The 20,989-nt window shown below is 72.6% G+C and carries 20 protein-coding genes; 12 read left to right on the top strand and 8 right to left on the bottom strand.

Annotated features, from left to right (window positions below; genetic code table 11):
- Nucleotides 1-78: 78 nt before the first annotated feature.
- Together ACZ52C_RS22085 and ACZ52C_RS22080 are read left to right on the top strand one after the other, a co-directional pair.
- Complete coding sequence (locus tag ACZ52C_RS22085; RefSeq protein WP_469076329.1) at nt 79-747, top strand: class F sortase; 669 nt, start codon at nt 79-81, stop codon at nt 745-747.
- A gap of 178 nt (nt 748-925) precedes the next feature.
- Complete coding sequence (locus tag ACZ52C_RS22080) at nt 926-1,747, top strand: carbonic anhydrase (protein ID WP_469076328.1); 822 nt, start codon at nt 926-928, stop codon at nt 1,745-1,747.
- An 87-nt stretch (nt 1,748-1,834) separates the two neighbouring features.
- Here ACZ52C_RS22080 and ACZ52C_RS22075 read toward each other — a convergent pair whose 3' ends face one another.
- Nucleotides 1,835-2,284 carry a DUF6299 family protein gene (locus ACZ52C_RS22075; RefSeq protein ID WP_469076327.1) on the bottom strand — a complete coding sequence of 150 codons (450 nt, stop codon included), beginning with the start codon at nt 2,282-2,284 and terminating at the stop codon, nt 1,835-1,837.
- Between the two features lie 279 nt (nt 2,285-2,563).
- Here ACZ52C_RS22075 and ACZ52C_RS22070 point away from each other — a divergent pair, with 279 nt between their 5' ends.
- Nucleotides 2,564-2,752 carry a DUF5999 family protein gene (locus tag ACZ52C_RS22070; RefSeq protein WP_469076326.1) on the top strand — a complete coding sequence of 63 codons (189 nt, stop codon included), beginning with the start codon at nt 2,564-2,566 and terminating at the stop codon, nt 2,750-2,752.
- A 19-nt stretch (nt 2,753-2,771) separates the two neighbouring features.
- Here ACZ52C_RS22070 and ACZ52C_RS22065 read toward each other — a convergent pair whose 3' ends face one another.
- Both ACZ52C_RS22065 and ACZ52C_RS22060 read right to left on the bottom strand, forming a co-directional pair.
- Nucleotides 2,772-3,170 (bottom strand): RidA family protein, encoded by a 399-nt coding sequence (locus ACZ52C_RS22065; RefSeq protein WP_469076325.1) that lies wholly within the window; start codon nt 3,168-3,170, stop codon nt 2,772-2,774.
- Nucleotides 3,167-4,306 (bottom strand): acyl-CoA dehydrogenase family protein, encoded by a 1,140-nt coding sequence (locus tag ACZ52C_RS22060; RefSeq protein ID WP_469076324.1) that lies wholly within the window; start codon nt 4,304-4,306, stop codon nt 3,167-3,169. Before ACZ52C_RS22060 ends, ACZ52C_RS22065 begins: the two co-directional genes overlap by 4 nt.
- 165 nt (nt 4,307-4,471) lie before the next feature.
- Between ACZ52C_RS22060 and ACZ52C_RS22055 the strand changes: the two genes are divergently transcribed.
- From ACZ52C_RS22055 to cysC, 6 genes are all read left to right on the top strand, one after another.
- Nucleotides 4,472-6,133 carry an AMP-binding protein gene (locus ACZ52C_RS22055; RefSeq protein ID WP_469076323.1) on the top strand — a complete coding sequence of 554 codons (1,662 nt, stop codon included), beginning with the start codon at nt 4,472-4,474 and terminating at the stop codon, nt 6,131-6,133.
- Nucleotides 6,134-6,148: 15 nt separating this feature from the next.
- Nucleotides 6,149-6,967: a PaaX family transcriptional regulator gene (locus ACZ52C_RS22050; protein ID WP_469076322.1), complete on the top strand. Its 819-nt coding sequence runs from the start codon at nt 6,149-6,151 to the stop codon at nt 6,965-6,967.
- 84 nt (nt 6,968-7,051) lie between these two features.
- Nucleotides 7,052-7,945 carry a sulfotransferase family protein gene (locus ACZ52C_RS22045; protein WP_469076321.1) on the top strand — a complete coding sequence of 298 codons (894 nt, stop codon included), beginning with the start codon at nt 7,052-7,054 and terminating at the stop codon, nt 7,943-7,945.
- On the top strand, nt 7,942-8,352 hold the full coding sequence (locus ACZ52C_RS22040) for a hypothetical protein (RefSeq protein ID WP_469076320.1): 411 nt from the start codon (nt 7,942-7,944) through the stop codon (nt 8,350-8,352). Before ACZ52C_RS22045 ends, ACZ52C_RS22040 begins: the two co-directional genes overlap by 4 nt.
- Complete coding sequence (locus ACZ52C_RS22035; protein WP_469076319.1) at nt 8,349-9,593, top strand: glycosyltransferase family 4 protein; 1,245 nt, start codon at nt 8,349-8,351, stop codon at nt 9,591-9,593. Before ACZ52C_RS22040 ends, ACZ52C_RS22035 begins: the two co-directional genes overlap by 4 nt.
- A complete protein-coding gene (cysC, locus tag ACZ52C_RS22030) occupies nt 9,590-10,150 on the top strand; it encodes an adenylyl-sulfate kinase (protein WP_469076318.1) in 561 nt (186 codons plus the stop codon). The genes ACZ52C_RS22035 and cysC overlap by 4 nt, the downstream gene beginning before the upstream one ends.
- A gap of 64 nt (nt 10,151-10,214) precedes the next feature.
- Here cysC and ACZ52C_RS22025 read toward each other — a convergent pair whose 3' ends face one another.
- A complete protein-coding gene (locus ACZ52C_RS22025; protein WP_469076317.1) occupies nt 10,215-12,620 on the bottom strand; it encodes a bifunctional salicylyl-CoA 5-hydroxylase/oxidoreductase in 2,406 nt (801 codons plus the stop codon).
- The gene (locus ACZ52C_RS22020; RefSeq protein ID WP_469076316.1) at nt 12,620-13,447 is read right to left on the bottom strand and encodes an enoyl-CoA hydratase family protein; all 828 of its coding nucleotides are present in this window, start codon (nt 13,445-13,447) and stop codon (nt 12,620-12,622) included. Before ACZ52C_RS22020 ends, ACZ52C_RS22025 begins: the two co-directional genes overlap by 1 nt.
- 321 nt (nt 13,448-13,768) lie before the next feature.
- Between ACZ52C_RS22020 and ACZ52C_RS22015 the strand changes: the two genes are divergently transcribed.
- On the top strand, nt 13,769-14,221 hold the full coding sequence (locus tag ACZ52C_RS22015; RefSeq protein WP_045562123.1) for an ATP-binding protein: 453 nt from the start codon (nt 13,769-13,771) through the stop codon (nt 14,219-14,221).
- 66 nt (nt 14,222-14,287) lie between these two features.
- Here the strand turns inward: ACZ52C_RS22015 and argF are convergent, their stop codons facing one another.
- Together argF and ACZ52C_RS22005 are read right to left on the bottom strand one after the other, a co-directional pair.
- On the bottom strand, nt 14,288-15,295 hold the full coding sequence (argF, locus tag ACZ52C_RS22010; protein WP_469076315.1) for an ornithine carbamoyltransferase: 1,008 nt from the start codon (nt 15,293-15,295) through the stop codon (nt 14,288-14,290).
- Between the two features lie 125 nt (nt 15,296-15,420).
- Nucleotides 15,421-16,644 carry an arginine deiminase gene (locus tag ACZ52C_RS22005; RefSeq protein ID WP_469076314.1) on the bottom strand — a complete coding sequence of 408 codons (1,224 nt, stop codon included), beginning with the start codon at nt 16,642-16,644 and terminating at the stop codon, nt 15,421-15,423.
- A 146-nt stretch (nt 16,645-16,790) separates the two neighbouring features.
- Here ACZ52C_RS22005 and ACZ52C_RS22000 point away from each other — a divergent pair, with 146 nt between their 5' ends.
- Both ACZ52C_RS22000 and ACZ52C_RS21995 read left to right on the top strand, forming a co-directional pair.
- Nucleotides 16,791-17,957, top strand: a complete 1,167-nt coding sequence (locus tag ACZ52C_RS22000) for an SPFH domain-containing protein (protein ID WP_469076313.1) — start codon at nt 16,791-16,793, stop codon at nt 17,955-17,957.
- Nucleotides 17,954-18,853, top strand: coding sequence for an NAD(+)/NADH kinase (locus ACZ52C_RS21995; protein ID WP_469076312.1), 900 nt, complete (start codon nt 17,954-17,956; stop codon nt 18,851-18,853). Before ACZ52C_RS22000 ends, ACZ52C_RS21995 begins: the two co-directional genes overlap by 4 nt.
- Before the next feature lie 210 nt (nt 18,854-19,063).
- Here the strand turns inward: ACZ52C_RS21995 and uppS are convergent, their stop codons facing one another.
- Nucleotides 19,064-20,926, bottom strand: coding sequence for a polyprenyl diphosphate synthase (gene uppS, locus ACZ52C_RS21990; protein WP_469076311.1), 1,863 nt, complete (start codon nt 20,924-20,926; stop codon nt 19,064-19,066).
- Nucleotides 20,927-20,989: the final 63 nt, after the last annotated feature.

Here is a 20,989-nt window from a genome sequence, read left to right as displayed (position 1 = left end):
GGCGTGCCGGTGTGCGGCGCCTGCCCGCCCGTCCTTCCGTCTGTTCGTTCTGCTGCCGTACCTGTGAGGTGGTTTCCGATGGCAGCCCACCCTGCTCCCCCCGGCGCCCGCGTCAATCTGACCGTGCTGAGCGCCGTGGTCCTGCTGCTCCTGGCGGTGAGCCTGTTCGGCGGCGAGGACTCCTCGTCCGACACCTCCCGCCCGCCGAACGCCCGGCACGCCCCGCAGGCCGCGCCCGCCTCCCCCGCCGAGGAGGCCGCGCCCGTCGAACGGCCGGCGGACCGGCGGCAACGGGCGCCCGGGGCCAGGCCGGTCCGTCTGCTCATCCCCGAGATCCGGGTGAGCGCCCCCTTCGTCCCCCTCTCCGTCGGCCGCAACGGGCAGCTCGACGCCCCGCCCGCCGACGACGTGAACCTCGTCGGCTGGCACGCCGAGGGTGCCGTCCCCGGGGAGACGGGCACCGCGATCATCGCCGGGCACGTCGACACGGCGACCTCACCGGCGGTCTTCGCGGGGCTCGGCGAACTGGAGAAGGGCGATGTCTTCCACGTGGTCCGCTCCGACCGGACCAGGGTCTCCTTCGTGGTCGACGCCCTGGAGACGTTCGAGAAGGACGACTTCCCCGACGAGCGCGTGTACGCCGACGCCGACCGGCCCGAGGTGCGGCTGATCACCTGCGCGGGCGACTACGACCGCAAGGTCATGGACTACACGGAGAACCTGGTGGTCTTCGCGCACCGGACCTGAGACCGGACGCCCACCCCCCTCCCGCGCGCCGTAGGCGAACAACAGGGAACGGGCTGTCCAAAAACCCGTCCCGAAGTGGCCAAGAACGATTCAAGGGACGGCCATGATTGATCAACGCACGTCCATGATTGCGCAACTTGAACGTTTGAGCGTTTAGACCGGACGTACGTTCCTGCCCGTGAACTCTGACGCAACACCCCACAGAGGCGACGGCGCCGAGGCGACCGCCACCGGCGCGGACGCCGCGATATCCCACGCCAAGCCGCGCGGCCGACGCTCACTCCTGCGCGCCGCGCTGGCCGGTACCGCCGTCATCGGCGGCGGCCTCGCGGTCGGCGCCTTCCCGGCCGACGCCGAGCCCGTGTCACGCTCCACCCGCGCCACCCCCGGGCAGTCCGCCCCCACCCGTACCCGCCCGGCCACGGCGGACGAGGCGCTGAAGGAACTGTCGAAGGGCAACCGCCGCTGGCGGACCTTCCACGAGCGGCACCCCGACGAGGACTACGCCGTGCGCAAGGCCCTGACGACCGGTCAGCACCCCTTCGCGCTCGTCCTCGGCTGCATCGACTCCCGCGTCCCCCCGGAGCTGGTCTTCGACCAGGGCCTCGGCGACCTGATGACCGTGCGCAGCGCGGGCGAGGTACTGGACCAGTCCGTGCTCGGCAGCGTCAAGTACGGCGTCCTGGAACTGAAGATCCCGCTGGTCGTGGTGCTCGGTCACCAGTCCTGCGGCGCCGTGAAGGCGGCCGTGGCGGTGGACGAGAGCGGTGAGGAACTGCCGAGCGGCATCCAGTACATCGCGGACGAGATCGCTCCGGCCATCGACCACAGCGTGACCGGCGACGCCCGGGTCGCGGCGACCATCGACGCGAACGTCCGGCTCGTCCGCTCCAAGCTCGAGGCGGACCCCGACATCGCCGCCAAGCTGAAGGCGGGCGAGGTCGCCGTCGTCGGCGCCCGCTACGACCTGACGACACAGCGGGTGCACCTGCTCAAGTAGCGGGCCCCGGCAGGGAGAAGGCGGCTCCGGTGCACCATCCACCACCGGGGCCGCCTTCGCGTCGCCGGGCCGCGTCCGGGCGGGTGCTCAGCCCTCGACGAGGGTGATGTCCTGCTGTCGCACGGCGTGGAACCTGGGCAGCGGCAGACCGCCGCCGGACAGCTCCGTGACGGTGGCCTCCACCCGGGCGGGGCCGGGCAGATAGCGGCCCGGCTCGGCCCGGTCCGTGTTGGTCCAGGCGTGCTCGGCGCCGTCGCACACCGCCGAGGTGCCGCCGACCCCCTTGCGGACCTTGCTCTCGCCCTGCTGGAGCGAGGACGAGACGAAGACGGGGCCGTTGCCGCCGAGACAGCGGTAGGTGCCGGACAGGGTGAGGGTGCCGTCCGGGGCGACGAGGCCGGTGGGGTCGACGGTCACCGTCTCGAACGGCTCGACCGTGGCGTCGGCGGACGGGGCGGCGCCGAGCGTCAGCAGCGCTGCGCCGACGGCCGCGCCGAGCAGCCGGGGGACGCGCGCGAGGGCCGGGGACGAGGGCATGGGGGTACCTCCTTGGACGGGGTTCCAGCGGGGTTCCAGAGGTACCGGCCGACCCCGTCCGATCTTGTGATCATCACCCTTCTGTCGGCGCGCCGTTCCGCCGTCCTCACCACCGCGCACGAGCCGCGCGGACGGGGCTATGTCCGCGTCCTGTCACGGCACGTCCGGGTGCTGTCACGTCTCGCGCGCGGGTGTGGCGATGAGTTGCGGGCGCGGGCATGGTCTGTAGTGCGAGGCGGTGACGCACCGCCGGCACTCACCACGACGTGGAGGCGCGCCATGTGTTCACACCAGCCCCTGTGCCCCTCGGCCGACAGCACCGACCGTACGGCCGCGCACATCGTCGCCTTCCACCCCGAGCAGGGCTGGAACCTGCTGTGCGACGGGGCGATCGTCTTCGACGACACCGGTGAGATCCTGCCCGACGGCAGCATCGTCGCGCCGAGCCGGCTCGCGGTCGCGGCCTGACACCTACCGCGCACCGGGGCTACGGCAGGACCGCGAATCCGTCCAGCTCCACCAGCGCCCGCTCGTCCCAGAGCCGTACGACGCCGACGACCGCCATGGCGGGATAGTCGCGGCCCGCCAACCTCCGCCAGATACGGCCCAGTCGGGGCGCGCGGTGCCGGTAGTCGGCGACATCCGTCGCGTAGACCGTGACCCGGGCGAGGTCGGCCGGCGCACCGCCGACGGCCTCCAGTGCGGCCAGCAGATTGGCCAGGGCCCGCTCGAACTGCTCGTCCAGCGTCTCCCCCACGACCTTGCCGTCGGCGTCCAGCGCGGTCTGGCCCGCCAGGAACACGACCCGGCTCCCGGTGGCGACGACGGCGTGGGAGAAGCCGGTGGGCGGCGACAGCCCGGCCGGGTTCACCCGCTCGACGCTCATGACGGCCTCCCCTCCGGCACGGCCCGCCGGTACAACTCCTTGGCGATGAGCGTCCGTTGCACCTCGCTCGCCCCTTCGTAGATCCGGGGCGCCCGCACCTCCCGGTAGAGGTGTTCGAGCAGATGGCCGCGGCGCAGCGCCCGTGCGCCGTGCAGCTGGACGGCCGCGTCCACGACGTACTGCGCGGTCTCCGTGGCCAGCAGCTTCGCCATCGCCGCCCGTCGCGGCAAGTCCGGGTCCCCCGCGTCGTACGCCGTCGCCGCCGCGTAGACCATGAGCCGGGCCGCCTCCGTGCGCAGCGCCATCTCGGCGACCTGGTGGGAGACGGCCTGGAGGTCCCGCAGCTTGCCGCCGAACGCGTCCCGTCGGGCGGTGTGCGCGAGGGTGGCGTCCAGGGCGGCCTCGGCCATGCCGACGGCGAAGGCGCCGACGCTCGGGCGGAAGAGGTTGAGGGTGGCCATGGCGACCCGGAAGCCCTGGTCGGGTGTGCCGAGGACGTCGTCGGCGGTGACGGGGACGGCGTCGAGGCGGAGGGCGCCGATGGGGTGCGGCGAGAGCATGTCGAGGGCCGTGCCGGTCAGACCGGGGCGGTCGGCCGGGAGCAGGAAGGCGGTCACCCCGCGGGAGCCGGCGTCCGGGGTGGTGCGGGCGAAGACGGTGTAGAAGTCGGCCTCGGGGGCGTTGGAGATCCAGCACTTCTCGCCGGTGAGCCGCCAGCGGCCGGGGCCGTCGGGTTCCGCGCGCAGGGAGAGGGCGGCCGCGTCCGAACCGGCGCCCGGCTCGCTGAGCGCGAAGGCCGCGACCGCGTCGCCGTCGCCGACCCGGGGGAGCCAACGGGCGCGCTGCGCCTCGGTGCCGTGGGCGTGCACCGGGTGGGCGCCCAGCCCCTGGAGGGCCAGCGCCGTCTCGGCCTCGGTGCAGACGTAGGCCAGGGACTCGCGCATCAGACAGAGGTCGAGCGCGCCGGAGGTGAACAGGCGGGTGAGCAGCCCCAGTCGGCCGAGTTCGGCGAGAAGGGGGCGGTTGACGTGGCCTGGCTCGCCCTTGTCGGCCAGGGGGCGCAGGCGTTCGGCGGCCAGCGCGCGCAGCTCCGCACACCAGGCGAGTCGTTCCGGTTCGAGCGAGAATGCGGTCATTGCCCGTCCCTTCTCCCCCAGGGGGGCCACTGCCGAGGTTATCGCGAACTGTTGACTGCCGTCACCAAGGCGATACGCTCGCTGGTGCGAGCCCACCCACGCCGGGCCGGTCCGGCACTCCGTGCGAGCCCACTTCGGCAGGGACCACAGCAGGGGGCGAACGTCATGAACTCCAGGCTCACCGCTCATGTCGACACCTTCGCCCGGGACTGTCTCCCGCCGCCGGACCAGTGGCCGGAGCTGACGTTCGACCTCCCCGAGCTGTGCTATCCGGACCGGCTGAACGCCGCCGCCGAGCTGCTCGACGGCGGTGAGTCCGGGCGGCCGGCGTTCCGCGCGCCCGGCGGGGAGACCTGGACCTACGGCGAACTTCGGGCCCGTGTCGACCGGATCGCCCACGCCCTCACGTCCGCCCTCGGGGTGGTGCCCGGCAACCGGGTCCTGCTGCGCGGGCCCAGCACGCCCCTGCTGGCCGCGTGCTGGCTGGCGGTGCTCAAGGCGGGGGCGGTCGCGGTGACGGTCCTGGCGCAGCAGCGGCCGCGGGAGCTGGCGACCGTCTGCGAACTGGCGCGGGTCTCCTTCGCGCTGTGCGACCTGCGGTACGTCGACGACCTCGTGAAGGCGGACGTCCCGGGGCTGCGGATCGCCACCTTCGGCGGGGACGGGCCCGACGACCTGTTCGGGCTGCCGTCAGCGGACGGGGCGCGCGGCTCGTACGAGGCGGTGGACACGGCGGCCGACGACGTGGCGCTGATCGCGTTCACCTCCGGGACGACCGGGCGCCCCAAGGGCTGTGTGCACTTCCACCGGGATCTGCTGGCGGTCGCGGACACCTTCTCCCGGCATGTGCTGCGGCCCCGGGCGGACGACGTGTTCACGGGCTCTCCCCCGCTGGGCTTCACGTTCGGCCTCGGCGGTCTCGTCCTCTTCCCGATGCGGGCCGGCGCCAGCGCCCTGCTGCTCGAACAGGCGGGCCCGAGGCAGTTGCTGCCGGCCATCGCCGAGCACGGGGTGTCGGTGCTGTTCACCGCGCCGACCGCCTACCGGGCGATGCTGGCCGAGCTGGACGGAGGGGCCGGGGCGGACGGATCGACCGGAGCGACCGGTTCGGCCGGGGCGGGCCGGTACGACCTCTCGTCGCTCAGGCGGTGCGTGTCGGCGGGCGAGAACCTGCCGGAGGCCACCTGGCGGGCCTGGCACGAGCGGACCGGGCTGCGGATCATCAACGGCATCGGCGCGACCGAGCTGCTGCACATCTTCATCTCGGCGGCCGACGACGCCGTACGGCCGGGGACGACCGGTGTGCCCGTGCCGGGCTGGCGGGCGCGGGTGCAGGACGCCGAGGGCAGGCCGGTGCCCGACGGGCGGCGGGGGCTGCTCGCGGTGCGCGGCCCGGTCGGGTGCCGCTATCTGGCGGACGAGCGGCAGCGGGAGTACGTGCGCGACGGCTGGAACGTCACGGGCGACACCTATGTCCGTGAGCCGGACGGGTACTTCCGCTATGTCGCGCGCGCCGACGACATGATCATCTCGGCCGGGTACAACATCGCGGGCCCCGAGGTCGAGGAGGCGCTGATGCGCCATCCGGACGTGGTGGAGACGGCCGTGGTGGGGCGGCCGGACGAGGCGCGCGGCCAGGTCGTGGTCGCCTATGTGGTGGTCGCGGCGGGCGCGCGCCGGGACGGCGAGGCGCTGAGCGCGTTCCTGAAGGCGCGGCTGGCGCCGTACAAATGTCCGCGCGAATTCGTGTTCCTGGACGCGCTGCCGCGCACGGCGACCGGCAAACTCCAGCGGTTCCGGCTGCGTACCCTAGGTGACCAGCAGTGATAGCGAAGACCTAAAATGATCAACGTGTCCGAACAGCACGCACCACGTTCGCTCATCGTCACCTTCTACGGCGCCTACGGCCGTTCGGTGCCGGGCCCCGTACCCGTCTCCGAGCTGATCCGGCTGCTCGCCGCGGTCGGTGTCGACGCGCCCTCCGTCCGCTCCTCGGTGTCCCGGCTGAAGCGGCGCGGTCTGCTGCTGCCGGCCCGCGCCGCGACGGGGGCGGCCGGGTACGCCCTGTCGGAGGACGCGCGCCAGCTCCTGGAGGACGGCGACCGGCGGATCTACGCGACGGCGCCCGAGCGGGACGAGGGCTGGGTGCTGGCCGTGTTCTCGGTGCCGGAGTCGGAGCGGCAGAAGCGGCACGTGCTGCGCTCCCGGCTGGCCGGCCTGGGCTTCGGTACGGCGGCGCCGGGCGTGTGGATCGCCCCGGCCCGGCTGTACGAGGAGACCCGGCACACCCTGACACGACTGCGGCTCGACCCGTACGTGGACCTGTTCCGGGGCGAGCACCTGGGGTTCGCGGCGACCGCCGAGGCGGTGGCGCGCTGGTGGGACCTGGCCGGGATCGCCAAGCAGCACGAGGCGTTCCTCGACCGGCACGCGCCCGTGCTGCACGACTGGGAGCGGCGCGAGGAGACCCGGCCGGAGGAGGCGTACCGCGACTATCTGCTGACCCTGGACTCCTGGCGCCAGCTGCCGTACGTCGACCCGGGACTGCCCGCCGAACTGCTGCCCGCCGACTGGCCGGGGGTGCGTTCGGCGGCCGTGTTCCGGGCTCTGCACGCCCGGTTGAGGGACGCGGGAGCCGCTTTCGTGGACGCCGGAACGTAAGGCCCCGCGAGGGATTCGTTCACCCAGAGAACCCTCAGCTTCCTGCTTCGGTCTTCTCAGAATCTTTACTTACCATCCTGACGCATGAGCCTCATGCGCACCCTGAACCGTGCCCTCACCGCCACCACCGGTCTGCACGTACGCAAGGCCGCCCCGGTCGTGCCCGTCCCCAGGGCCACGGCGCCGAAGCAGGCCGCGAAGAAGCCCACGGCGGTGTACCGATGTCCGGCTCCCGAGGACCTCGCCACGGACCGGCTGCTCAGGCGGCCGGTCTTCATCATGTCGCCCGTGCGCTCGGGCTCCACCCTGCTGCGGATGCTCCTGAACGCGCACTCCCGGCTGCACTCCCCGCACGAGCTGCACATACGCCGTCTGGAGGTCGGCTACGGCAGCAAGCTCTCCCGGAAGGCGATGAGCGCCCTCGACCTGGAGCGCGGTGACCTGGAGCATCTGCTCTGGGACCGGGTCATGCACCGCGAACTGGTCAGGTCCGGCAAGGACTTCATCGTCGAGAAGACCCCGAGCAACGCCTTCGTGTACGAGCGCATCCGGGACTGCTGGCCGGACGCCCGCTTCGTCTTCCTGCTGCGCCACCCGGTCTCCATCGCCCGGTCCTGGCACGAGGGCGACCCCGGCAGGCGCACCTACGACGAGGCCGCCGCCGACGCGCTGCGCTACATGAAGGCCGTCGAGAAGGCGCGCGAGGGCACCACCGGCGGGTACACCGTGCGCTACGAGGACCTCACCGCCGACGCCGAGAGGGAGCTGCGGCGGCTGTGCGCGTACCTCGACGTCGACTTCGAGCCCGACATGCTCGACTACGGCGCGAAGGACGACGCCCAGGTCGTCAAGGGCCTCGGCGACTGGCGGGACAAGATCAGGACCGGTCGAGTGCAGGCCGGGCGGGCGCTGCCCGGCGAGGACGACATCCCCGGATCGCTCCGGCCCATGTGCGAGGCATGGGGCTACGCCGCATGAGGCCGCACGCCGAGATGGCCGAGATCTGGCCGCGCGACGGACACATCAGACTCCTCGGACGCATCCACGGGGTCCCGGCGGCCGGGACCTGGCGGCTCGTCCTCACCCGCCGCGCGCACACCGGCCGGACGCTGCGCTACGACACCGCCGTCGAGGGCGGCCGTTTCGAGACCGGGCTGCCCGTCGGCGACCTCGCCGCCGCCGACTACGCGTCCGTCGAGGAGTGGGACGTCCACCTGAGCGACGGCGAGGTCGAACTGCGCGCCGGGCGGCACCTCGACGACGTGCGCGGCAAGAAGAGGATCTTCGTGTACCCGGAACAGCGCGTGGGAGACCTCCGGGTGCGGCCCTACTACACGATCAAGGACAACCTGTCCCTGGAGTGCCGTACGAAAGGCTCCGCATGACCGACCGCCGACCTCTCCCGGAGCGTCCCCGCGTCCGCTATCTGCTGCTGCACGCGTACGGCCGGGGCGGGACCATCCGCACGGTGATGAACCAGGCCAACTCCCTGGTGGCGGCGGGCTGGACCGTGGAGATCGTCAGTGCCCTGCGCCGCCGCGACGACCTCCAGTTCCCGCTCGACCCCCGGGTGCGGGTCTCCACCGTCGTCGACCTGCGCGAGGGCGCCCACACCCCGCCGACCGGGCTGCTCGCCCGCCTGCGCGACCGCAGGCGCGGCGAAGAGCTGGAGAGACCCGCCCGGCACATCCCCGAGGGCGAGTTCGGCTACCGCCACTTCAACCGGTACGTGGAGGACCGGCTCATCGCGTATCTGCGGTCGTTGACCGACGGTGTCCTCGTCACCACCCGCCCCGCGCTGAACTTCCTGGCCGCCGAGCACGCCACCGACGGTGTGGTCCGGGTCGCCCAGGAACACATGAACCTCGGCACCCACAAGCGGGACGTGCGGCGGCGCATCCAGGAGACCTACCCGCGCTTCGCCGCGGTCGCCGTGCTGACCGAACGCGACCGCGACGAGTACGCCGAACTGCTGCCCGGCACCCGGGTCGTCCGCATCCCCAACGCCGTGCACTCCCTGGACCAGGTGCCCGCGGACCCCAGGTCGAAGATCGCGGTGGCGGCCGGCCGGCTCTTCCCGCAGAAGGGCTTCGACCTGCTGATCCCGGCCTGGGCCAAGCTCGTCGAGACGTACCCCGACTGGCACTTGAGGATCTACGGCAGCGGCGAGAAGAAGTCGGAACTGCGCCGCCTCATAGAGGAACACCATCTCTACAACCACGTCTTCCTCATGGGACACACCGACCGCTTGGACGACGAACTCGCCAAGGCCTCCTTCTATGTGCTCAGTTCGCGCTTCGAGGGGCTGCCGATGGTGATGATCGAGGCGATGAGCCACGCCCTCCCCGTGGTGAGCTTCGACTGCCCGACCGGCCCCGCCGACGTACTGACGCACGGCGTGGACGGGCTGCTCGTCGCACCCGAGGACCCCGACGCGCTCGCCGACGCCATGGCCAGGCTGATGGCCGACGAGGTGCTGCGCGCCGACATGGGGGTGGCCGCGGTCCTCACGGCCGCCTCCTACGGCCCGGACTCCGTCCACCACCGCTGGGAGTCCCTCTTCACCTCCCTCCACGAGCAACGGCACGGCGTCACGGCCGGTGCCGCGAAAGGAACCCACGCATGACGACCTCGTCCAGGGCCTCCCGGGCCCAGGGAGCCACGGTCTGGCTCACCGGACTGCCGAGTGCGGGCAAGACGACGGTCGCCCGCGTGCTCGCCGGCCGGCTGCGGTCCGAGGGGCACCGGGTGGAGGTCCTCGACGGTGACGAGGTCCGCCGCTTCCTCTCCGCCGGCCTCGGCTTCTCCCGCGCGGACCGCGACACCAACGTGCAGCGCATCGGCCTGGTCGCCGAGGTCCTCGCCCGCAACGGCGTGCTGGCGCTGGTGCCGGTCATCGCGCCGTACGCCGACAGCCGGGAGGCCGTCCGCAAGCGCCACGACGCGAGCGGCACGCCGTACTTCGAGGTGCATGTCGCCACCCCCGTCGAGGTGTGCAGCCGACGCGACGTGAAGGGGCTGTACGCCCGGCAGGCCGCGGGCCGCCTCAAGGGCCTGACCGGCGTCGACGACCCCTACGAGCCGCCGGTCGACCCCGCGCTCCAGCTCCCCACGCAGGACCAGACCCCCGACGAGTCGGCCGCGGCCGTGCACGCGATGCTGGCGGAACGGGGCCTCGTATGACCCTCCCCGCCCTGTCGCTCCTGGACGACACCGACGGCGGGCATGGTGGACCTCTCGTCGCCCCCTAGGACAGGGTGAGGCGGGGTTTGGGGGCGTCGGTGCGGCCCGTGTTGGGGCGGCGGCTGCCGGCGAGGTAGGGGGCGGGCCAGGGTGCGCCCGGACCCTCGTAGCCCTGTTCGGCGGCGGCGTGGAGGGTCCAGTGGGGGTCGTAGAGGTGGGGGCGGGCCAGGGCGCAGAGGTCGGTACGGCCCGCCAGGAGCAGGGAGTTGACGTCGTCCCAGGAGGAGATGGCGCCGACGGCGATCACCGGCACCCCCACCTCGTGCCGGATGCGGTCGGCGTACGGGGTCTGGTACGAGCGGCCGTACTCGGGGTGCTCGTCGGCGACGACCTGTCCCGTCGAGACGTCGATCGCGTCGGCGCCGTGCGCGGCGAAGGCACGGGCGATCGCGACGGCGTCCTCGGCGGTGGTGCCCCCGTCCGCCCAGTCGGTCGCCGAGATACGGACGGTCATGGGCCGCTCCTCCGGCCACACCGCCCGTACGGCGTCGAAGACTTCGAGCGGGAAGCGGAGCCGGTGTTCGAGCGGGCCGCCGTAGCGGTCGGTGCGGCGGTTCGTCAGCGGTGAGAGGAAGCCGGAGAGCAGGTAGCCGTGGGCGCAGTGGAGTTCGAGGAGGTCGAACCCGCTGCGGGCCGCCCTGAGCGCGGCCGAGGCGAACTGCTCGCGGATGTCGGTGAGTTGGGCGCGGGAGAGCGCACGCGGGGTCTGGCTGCCCGGCTTGTACGGCAGCGGGGAGGCCGCCGTCAGGGGCCAGTTGCCGGTGTCCAGCGGCTCGTCGATGCCCTCCCACATCAGCTTGGTCGAGCCCTTGCGGCCGGAGTGCCCCAGCTGCACGCCGACGGCGGTGCCCTGTGCGTGCCGGTGCATGAAGCCCACCGTGCGCCGCCAGGCGTCGGCCTGCCGGGCGTTCCAGAGTCCGGCGCAGCCCGGGGTGATCCGCCCTTCGGGGCTGACGCACACCATCTCCGTCATCACCAGCCCGGCGCCGCCGAGGGCACGGGCGCCCAGGTGGACGAGGTGGAAGTCGCCGGGGACACCGTCGGTCGCCGAGTACATGTCCATCGGGGAGACCACGACCCGGTTGCGCAGGGTCAGCCCGCGCAGCCGGAAGGGGGTGAACATCGGGGGTGTGCCGGGCGGGCAGCCGAACTCCCGCTCCACCGCGCCGGTGAAGTGCGCGTCGCGCAGGCGGAGGTTGTCGTGGGTGACGCGGCGGCTGCGGGTGAGGAGGTTGAAGGCGAACTGCCGGGAGGGCTGGTCGAGATGGAGAGCGATGTTCTCGAACCACTCCAGACTGGCCCGCGCGGCACGCTGGGTGGAGGCGACCACCGGGCGCCGCTCCTCCTCGTACGCCCTCAACGCCCTTTCCTGGTCGGGCTGTTCCTCCAGACAGGCGACCAGCGCCAGCGCGTCCTCCACGGCCAGCTTGGTCCCCGAGCCGATGGAGAAGTGCGCGGTGTGCGCGGCGTCGCCGAGCAGGACCAGGTTGCCGTGCGACCAGCGCTCGTTGACGACCGTGCGGAAGGTCGTCCAGGTGGAGTTGTTGGAGCGCAGGGGCCTGCCGCCGAGCGCGTCGGCGAAGAGTTTCGCGCACCGTTCGACCGACTCCCGCTCGTCGGCCCGGTCCAGCCCGGCGGCCCGCCACACCTCCTCGCGCATCTCCACGATGACGGTGGAGGCTCCGAATTGATCCTGCGGCCCGGAGGGCCTCGTCGAGGGGTGGTGGTCGGGTGACGGGCGGGCGTACGGGTAGCCGTGCAGTTGCACCACGCCGTGCTCGGTCTCGGCGATCTCGAAACGGAACGCCTCGAAGGCGAAGTCGGCGGCGAGCCAGATGTAGCGGCAGCGGTGCGTCTCGACGGTCGGCCGGAACACCTGCGCGTACGCCTCGCGCGTCGCGCTGTGCACCCCGTCCGCCGCGATGACCAGGTCGTACGTCTCGCAGAGCCAGGAGGGGTACGGGGCCTCGGTGCCGAAGCGGAGGTCCACGCCGAGGGCGCGGCAGCGGTCGTGCAGGATGCGGAGGAGGGTGCGGCGGCCCAGGGCGGCGAAGCCGTGTCCTCCGGAGGTGTGGCGGGTGCCTCGGTGGACGATGTCGATGGCGTCCCAGCGGGTGAAGTGTGCTTGCAGGGCCTCGTGGACGGTCGGGTCGGCGTGTTCTATGCCGCCGAGGGTTTCGTCGGAGAGGACCACGCCGAAGCCGAAGGTGTCGTCGGGGGCGTTGCGTTCCCAGACGGTGATCTCGCGGGTGGGGTTCAGGCGTTTGAGCAACGCCGCGGCGTAGAGGCCGCCGGGGCCGCCGCCGATGATCGCGATACGGGTGGGGTGGGTGGGGTTTTTGGGCGGCTGCGGGTTCGTGGGGGCCGGTCGCGCAGTTCCCCGCGCCCCTGAGGGGGAGGGGGGTCGCATCAGTGGCCCTGCCACTTCGGGGGGCGTTTTTCTGTGAACGCCGCGTGGAATTCCCGGTAGTCCTCGCCGGTCATCAGGAGGGCCTGGGTCGACGCGTCGAGTTCCACGGCGGCCGACAGGGGCATGTCCAGCTCGGCCGTCAGCAGGGCCTTCGTCTGGGCGTGGGCCAGGGCCGGGCCCTCGGCCAGGCGGCGGGCCAGGGTGTGCGCGGCCTCGTCGGCGCTGCCCTCGTCGGTGAGCTGGCTGATGAGGCCGATGCGCTCGGCCTCGGCGGCGCGGACGGGGTCGCCGAGCATGAGGAGGCGGGTGGCGTGGCCGAGGCCGACGACGCGGGGCAGGAGGTAGGCGGCGCCCATGTCACCACCGGAGAGGCCCACGCGGGTGAAGAGGAAGGAGAAGCGAGCGGTGGGGTCGGCCACCCGGAAGTCGGCGGCCAGGGCGAGGACCGCGCCGGCGCCCGCCGCCACGCCGTGCACGGCGGCGATCACGGGGAAGGGGCATTCGCGGACGGCGCGTACGACCTGTCCGGTCATCCGGTTGAAGTCGAGCAGCCGGGCGGTGTCCATGGCGAGTGTGGCGCCGATGATCTCGTCGACGTCCCCGCCGGAGCAGAAGCCGCGGCCGGCGCCGGCCAGCACCAGGGCCCGTACGGATCTCTCCCGGGAGAGATCGGCGAGCAGGTCGCGCAGGTCGGCGTAGGCGCCGAAGGTGAGGGCGTTCAGCTTCTCGGGGCGGGCGAGGGTGACGGTGGCGACGCCGTCGGTGATCTCGCACCGCAGATGCCGCCAGTCGGAGGTGCGGGCGGCGGAGCCGGTGAAGGGACTCATTCGGGAGGCCTCCTCGGGGGCTGCCGCGGTGCCGCGGCTCCTTCCCCACCCCATGAATTTATCACCGTTATCTGACTGTCGTCACGAGTACGCGATAGGCCGATCGGACCACGGAGCGGAGGGCGGGCAGGGCTCCGTGACTCGGTCACGGACGTTCGACAAGGCGGTAACGACGGGCTCGGCCGGGCGCGGCCGGGCGTTGGCGTGGGTAGACCGCCGTCAACGGGGCCGACGGTCCCCCGCGGCGCCCGCCGAGCGGTTTCGCCGGTCCGCGCCGTACCATTCATCACGTTGAAAGCAGGACGAGCCATGACCTGCTCCATGAACGGATCCGCCGCCTTGCACGAACCCTCCACCCCCGCCTCCTGGCGCATCGCGCTGCCGCACACCGCCGCGGCCGTGCCCGTGGCCCGTGCGTTGGTGCGGACGGCGCTGACCGAGCTGGAGCACGGGGCGGACTGCGACACGGCGGAGCTGCTCACGGCGGAGCTGGTCGCGAACGCGATCGAGCACGCCGCCGGGGAGGGTCCGATAGAGCTGGTCGTCGAGCTGGTGCCGAGCGGCTGCAAGGTCGAGGTCCACGACCCCGACCCCGCTCCCCCGGGCGACCTCACCACCCCGGGACACCTCGACCCCGACCCCTGGCAGGAGCACGGCCGCGGTCTGCTGCTGATCCGCGCCCTCAGCTCGGCCTGCGGCCACCGTCCCACGGATTCGGGCAAGGCGGTGTGGTTCCGGTTGCCGACGGTGCCGCCGCAGCGCCGCCACCCGTAGCCGTCAGCCCGTAGCCGTCAGCGCGCGTGGGCGTGGCCGTCGGCCCGGCGTCGCCCGGCGGCGGCCTCAGGCCAGGGTCGCCACCAGGACGGCCTTGATGGTGTGCAGCCGGTTCTCCGCCTCGTCGAAGACGACCGAGTGCGCCGACTCGAACACCTCGTCCGTGACCTCCAGCGAGTCCAGTCCGTGCAGCTCGTGGATCTCGCGCCCGACCTTGGTGCCGAGGTCGTGGAAGGCCGGCAGGCAGTGCAGGAACTTGACGTCCGCGTTGCCGGTGGCCCGCAGGACGTCCATGGTCACGGCGTACGGGGAGAGCGCGCCGATGCGCTCGTCCCAGACCTCCTTCGGCTCACCCATGGAGACCCAGACGTCGGTGGCGACGAAGTCGGCGCCCTCGACCCCGTCGTGGATGTGCTCGGTGAGGGTGATCCGCGCGCCGCTGATCTCGGCGAGCTTGCGGGCGTGGGTGACGATGTCCTCGGCCGGCCAGTAGGCCTGCGGGGCGACGATCCGGACGTCCATGCCGAGCAGGGCCCCGGTGACCAGGTAGGAGTTGCCCATGTTGAAGCGGGCGTCACCGAGGTAGGCGAAGACCATCTCGTCCAGCGGCTTGTCGCTGTGCTCGGTCATGGTCATCACGTCGGCCAGCATCTGCGTGGGGTGCCAGTCGTCGGTGAGGCCGTTGTAGACCGGCACTCCGGCGTACGCCGCCAGCTCCTCGACGTTCGCCTGGCTGTCGCCCCGGTACTCGATCGCGTCGAACATCCGGCCGAGCACCCGTGCGGTGTCCTTGACCGACTCCTTGTGGCCCATCTGGGAGCCGGACGGGTCCAGGTACACGGTCCGGGCGCCCTGGTCGGCCGCGGCGACCTCGAACGCGCAGCGGGTGCGCGTCGAGGTCTTCTCGAAGATGAGCGCGATGTTCCTGCCCCGCAGGTGCTGGGTCTCCGTCCCGGCCTTCTTGGCCGCCTTCAGCTCCACGGCCAGCTCGATCAGCCCGCGGAACTCCTCCGCGGTGAAGTCCAGCTCCTTGAGGAAGTGGCGCCCGGCGAGGGCGTGGGGAACGGTCGCCATGGGGCGCTCCTGGGTCGACGGGACAGGGTCAGCGAAAGGAAGACTGGAAGTCTATACGATGTTCCACATTTCTATACGGGCACCCTCCCCGCCGGCTCCACCGGGATCCGGGGATCCGCGGCTCCCTACACCGCCGATCTCTCGACCGGGCAGCTCATGCAGCGCGGCCCGCCCCTCCCCCGCCCGAGCTCGCTGCCCGGGATCTCGATCACCTCGATGCCCTGCTTGCGCAGATGCGTGTTGGTGGTGGCGTTGCGCTCGTAGGCGACGACGACGCCGGGCTCGACGGCGAGGACGTTGCAGCCGTCGTCCCACTGCTCGCGTTCGGCGGCGTGGACGTCCTGCGTGGCGGTGAGCACCCGGATCGCGTCGAGGCCGAGCGCGGCGGCGATCGCGCGGTGCATGTGCTCCGGCGGGTGGTCGGTGACCTTGAGCTCCTTCTCGCCGACGCCGGGTTCGATGGTGTACGAGCGGAGCATGCCGAGTCCGGCGTACTGGGTGAAGGTGTCGCCGTCGACCATGGTCATGACGGTGTCGAGGTGCATGAAGGCCCGGCGCTTGGGCATGTCGAGGGCCACGATGGTCTGCGCGGAGCCGGCGGCGAAGAGCTTGTGCGCGAGCATCTCGACGGCCTGCGGGGTGGTGCGCTCGCTCATCCCGATGAGGACGGCCCCGTTGCCGATGACGAGGACGTCGCCGCCCTCGATGGTGGACGGGTAGTCGGCCTGCCCCTCCGACCAGGTGTGGAACGTCTCGGCGCGGAACAGCGGATGGTGCCGGTAGATCGCCTCGAAGTGGACAGTCTCGCGCTGCCGGGCCGGCCAGCGCATGGCGTTGATGGAGACCCCGTCGTAGATCCAGGCGGAGGTGTCGCGGGTGAAGAGGTGGTTGGGGAGCGGGTCGAGCAGGAACTCGTCCAGCTCCATCACATGGAAGCGGACGGAGGCCGGCTCCATGTGGGCGTCGAGGAACTCGCGTTTGGTCATGCCGCCGATCAGCGCCTCGACCAGCTCGCCCACGGGCAGCGACTCGAACGCGACCCTGAGGTGGTCCGTGGCGAGCGGGCCGTACTCCTTCTCGTCGAAGACCCGGTCGAGGACGAGTTGCCGGGCCTCGGGAATCCGCATGACATCGGTGAGGAGGTCGCCGAAGAGGTGGACGGCGACGCCTCGGTCACGCAGCACGTCGGCGAATCCGTCGTGTTCGGCGCGCGCCCGGCGCACCCACAGCACGTCGTCGAAGAGCAGCGCGGTCTTGTTGCTGGGGGTGAGCCTTTTGAGCTCAAGATCCGGCCGGTGCAGGATGACGCGGCGCAGGCGCCCGGCCTCGGAGTCGACATGGAATCCCATGCCCTCATCCTGACCATTCGGGCGCGTGTTCACCCGCCGGTCGGCCGAATCGGAATCGGCACGCCACTTCCATTGCGTCCTCTTGACGATAAGCAGGCCCCGCCATTATCGTCTAAGTGACATTAATCGCAGGAGGGGGATCATCCATGGCCGACATCACCAGACGGCTCGGCTGGCGGCATCTGCGCGGGGCGCCCACCGCGCACATCCGCCACCACCGCTCCGGGCGGCTCGCGCACGACGGCCCGGGGCTGAGCTTCTGGTACCGGTCGCTGAGCGCCGCGCTCTCCGAGATCCCGGTGGACGACCGGGAGCTGGCGATGACCTTCCACGCCCGTACGTCCGACTTCCAGGACGTGGCGGTGCAGGCGACGGTGACGTACCGGGTGAGCGACCCGGCGACCGCCGCCGCCCGGCTCGATTTCTCCATCGACCCCGACACGGGGGTCTGGCGCGGCGCTCCCCTGGAGCAGTTGTCGACCCTGCTGACGGAGACGGCCCAGCAGCACGCGCTGGACGTGCTGGCCCGGACGACGCTGGCCTCGGCCCTCGTCGACGGGGTCGCGGCGGTCCGGGAGCGGGTGGCGAGCGGGCTGGCGGCCGAGCCGCGGCTGCCGGCCACCGGCATCGAGATCGTGGCCGTCCGCGTGGTGGCGCTGCGGCCCGAGCCGGAGGTGGAGCGGGCGCTGCGCACACCGGCCCGGGAGCAGATCCAGCAGGAGGCCGACCGGGCGACGTACGAGCGCCGGGCGGTGGCCGTCGAGCGGGAGCGGGCCATCGCCGAGAACGAGCTGGCCAGCCAGATCGAACTCGCCCGGCGCGAGGAGCAGTTGGTCGAGCAGCGGGGCACCAACGCGCGCCGGGAGGCGGAGGAGAAGGCCGCCGCGGACGCGGTGAGGGCTGGCGCGGAGGCGGCCCGGACGGTACGGCTGACCGGGGCGGAGGCCGAGCGGACCGTCAAGCTCGCGGAGGCCGAGGCGGCGCGGAGCGTGCGGCTGGCCGAGGCCGAGGCGGCGCGGAGCGTGAAGCTCGCGGAGGCGGAGGCGGCGCGGCAGGTCAAGCTGGCCGAGGCGGAGGCACGGGCCGAGCGGGAGGTCGGTGCGGCGCGGGCCGAGGCGCAGGCGGCGTGGCTGCGGGTGCACGCCGAGGTGGACGCGGCGACGCTGCACGCGCTGACCGGGACGCGGCTCGCGGAGAACCTGCCACGGATCGAGAGCGTGACGGTGTCGCCGGATGTGCTGACCGGGCTGCTGGCCAGGTTCGGCGGCGCGGCTGGCAGCGGTGGGTCGGGGAGCGGCGGGGACTCCGCGTGAGTCTCGCGCCGCGGGTGGTGCTGGTCCATCGCACCACCGAGTACGAGGAGTTGGTGGCCCGGCACGGTACGCACGGGCAGGCCGCCTTCTTCCTGCGGTCCCGCGGGCGGGACATCGAGGACGTGGCCGAGCGGCACCGGCGGGAGCGTGGGGCCCTCGCCGAGGTCACCTCCTCGGTGCCACTGACGTGGCGTCAGGCCCGGGTGGAGCGGGGCGACCTGGACCGGTTCCTGTTCGCCCCCGAGGACGTGGTGGTCGTGGTCGGGCAGGACGGGCTGGTGGCCAATGCGGCGAAGTACCTCGCGGGGCAGCCGGTGGTCGGGATCAACCCCGACCCCCGGCGCAATCCGGGGGTGCTGGTGCGGCATCGGCCCTCGCACGCGGGGACGTTGCTGAACTCCTCGCTCCGCAGCGACTGCTCGGTGGACGAGCTGACGATGGTCGAGGCCGTCGCGGACGACACACAGCGGCTGGTGGCGCTCAACGAGATCTATCTCGGCGCGGCGGGGCACCAGACCGCCCGGTACCGTCTGGGGCTCGACGGCGACAGGGGTGTCGTCGAGTCCCAGGCCTCGTCCGGGGTGCTCGTCGGGACGGGGACCGGGGCGAGCGGGTGGATCCGGTCCGTCTGGCAGGAGCGGGCGAGTGCCTTGCCCCTTCCGGGGCCCGCGGAGGGCCGTCTGCTGTGGTTCGTGCGCGAGGCGTGGCCGTCTCCGGCTACCGGGACGTCGTTGGTGGCGGGGGAGTTGGGGGCGGGGGGCCGGCTTCGGCTGACGGTGGAGTCGGATCGGTTGATCGTGTTCGGGGACGGGATGGAGGGGGATGCGCTGGAGCTTATGTGGGGGCAGACGGTGCGGGTGGGGGTGGCGGGGGTTCGGTTGCGGTTGGTGGGCTGACGCGGGGTTTCGCCCCCGCCGCCCCTACCCGTCCCATCCCAGGGGCTGCGCCCCTTCGACCCCCAGGCGTCCGTCCGGTGGGGGCTGGTCGCGGGGGTTCCCCCGCCCCCCGGAAAGCGGGCTGCGCCCTGCTTTTTCAGGGGGCGGGGAACTGCGCGAGAAGCCCCCACCGGACCCGCAGCCGACAACGCACCCGCGGGGCCCGAGCTGCTACTCGGTCCCCTCCGCGGCGACCGACGCCGCGCCCTTGCGGCGCTTGCGGTGGGTGTAGGCGACCACCGCCTCCCACAGATCGCGGCGGTCGACCTCGGGCCAGGGCTGATCGGTGAAGTGGAGTTCCGCGTAGTGGGCGTGCCAGGGGAGGAAGTTGGAGGTGCGGATCTCGCCGCTGGTGCGCCAGAGGAGGTCGACGTCAGGCAGGGCGTGGTGCGGCAGATGCGCGGCGAAGAGCTGCTCGGAGACCCGGGCGGGATCGACCTCACCCGCGAGGGCCGCGCGGGCCAACGCCGCTCCCGCCTGGGCGAGTTCGGCGCGGCCGCCGTAGTTGACGCAGACGTTGAGGGTGAGACCGGTGCGGTTGCGGGTGGCGTGCTCCTGGGCGCGGAGGACCTCCACCACGTCCTCCGGGAGTCCGTCGGGGGACCCCACCCAGCGCAGGCATACGTCGTGGTCGAGCAGTTCGCCGTCGAGGAGTTCGGCGCGCATGATCGCGAAGAGCTTGGAGACCTCGTCGGGCGACCGCTTCCAGTTCTCGGTGGAGAAGGCGTACACCGTCAGATGGGAGAGGCCGATCTCCAGCGCGCCCTGGACGACGTCGCGCAGGGCGACCGCGCCGGCCCGGTGGCCCTCGTCACGGGGCAGCCCGAGGCCGGTGGCCCAGCGGCCGTTGCCGTCCATGACGATCGCCACGTGGTGGGGAAGGTGCGCCTCGGCTATGGCCGGTGGGCGGGCGCCGTCGCGGTGCGGGCGCGGCGGCAGCGGCGGTTCGGCGACGCGTGTGACGAGCCGTTCGGGGCCGGTGAACGCGAGCGGTGCCGAGCCGTCGTCGGTGGCGCCGGGCGTCGGCGCGCCCGAGGCCGTCCGCACCGGGGTCTCGTCCCTGCCGGGCGGCAGCGTCAGCCGCCACACCAGGGCGGCCCTCGCCCGGGCCGGGCCGACGATGCGCCACTCGATGTGCCGGGGGACGCGTACCGGGCGGTGCAGGACGGCAGAGCCGGAGCGCGCGAGCGCGTCCAGCTCCGCGCCGAAGAGTTCGACCGCCGTGTCGAGCACGATGGCGGGGCCCAGCGGCAGCGTGTTCCGCAGCGCCCGGCGGGAACTCTCCAGCCACTGCCGGGCCTGGCCCACGAGATGGGCGACCAGCCGGCGGACGGCGGGGGTCCACGCGCGGGAGATCAGGTCGGCCGGGGTGACGCCGAAACGGTCGAGGACCTCGGCGGGAAACCACACATGTCCGCCGTCGAGGTCCTCCGGGAGGTCACGGAGCATGTCGGCGAGGAACAGGCCGTCCACGAACCGGGTGAAGCCCGGCAGGTCGCGCAGCCGCACGGGGACGGGCAGTCCGGAGCGCACCAGCATCCGCATCAGCTGTTCGGGCCAGCTGACGTTCTGGGCGTGGGCCCGCTCCCGCCACTCCTGCCAGGTCGCGACACCCGTGCGGGCCTCGTCCCCCTGGACGGCGTCCAGGGCGCCCAGCAGATCCCCGGGGTCGAGCCCCCAGTGCCAGACCGCGTCGGTCAGCGCCAGCCGCACCGGGTCGTCGCTGGTACCGCCGGCCAGGTCGGCCTCCAGCGCGGTCCGCCACTCCTGGAGCCGTCTGCTGCGCTCCTGCGGGGTGCCCTCGGTGGAGTCGAGCAGGTCGTCGGCGGAGGCGAGGGCCGCGTACAGGGCCCAGCACGCGGGGCGCACCGTCGGCGGCATCAACTGCATCAGGGCGTACTCGGTGGGCCTGGTCGTGCGGACCAGGCGGCGGCACTCGTCGTACGCGGCGTCGAGGGCCGATCGCTCTCGCCCGGACCGCGTTCCGGATCGGGTTGCGGACCGCGTTCCGAACCGCGTGGTGGTGCGACGCATGGGAAACCCCACATACCTTCGACTGGGACCGATGGGACCGACTCGGGTGACAGCGGTCGCCTG

It is taken from the genome of Streptomyces sp. NPDC034049, from assembly GCF_055575575.1.
Note: the sequence above shows the minus strand (reverse complement) of the source record. Positions and strands in the feature narration are given on the sequence as shown.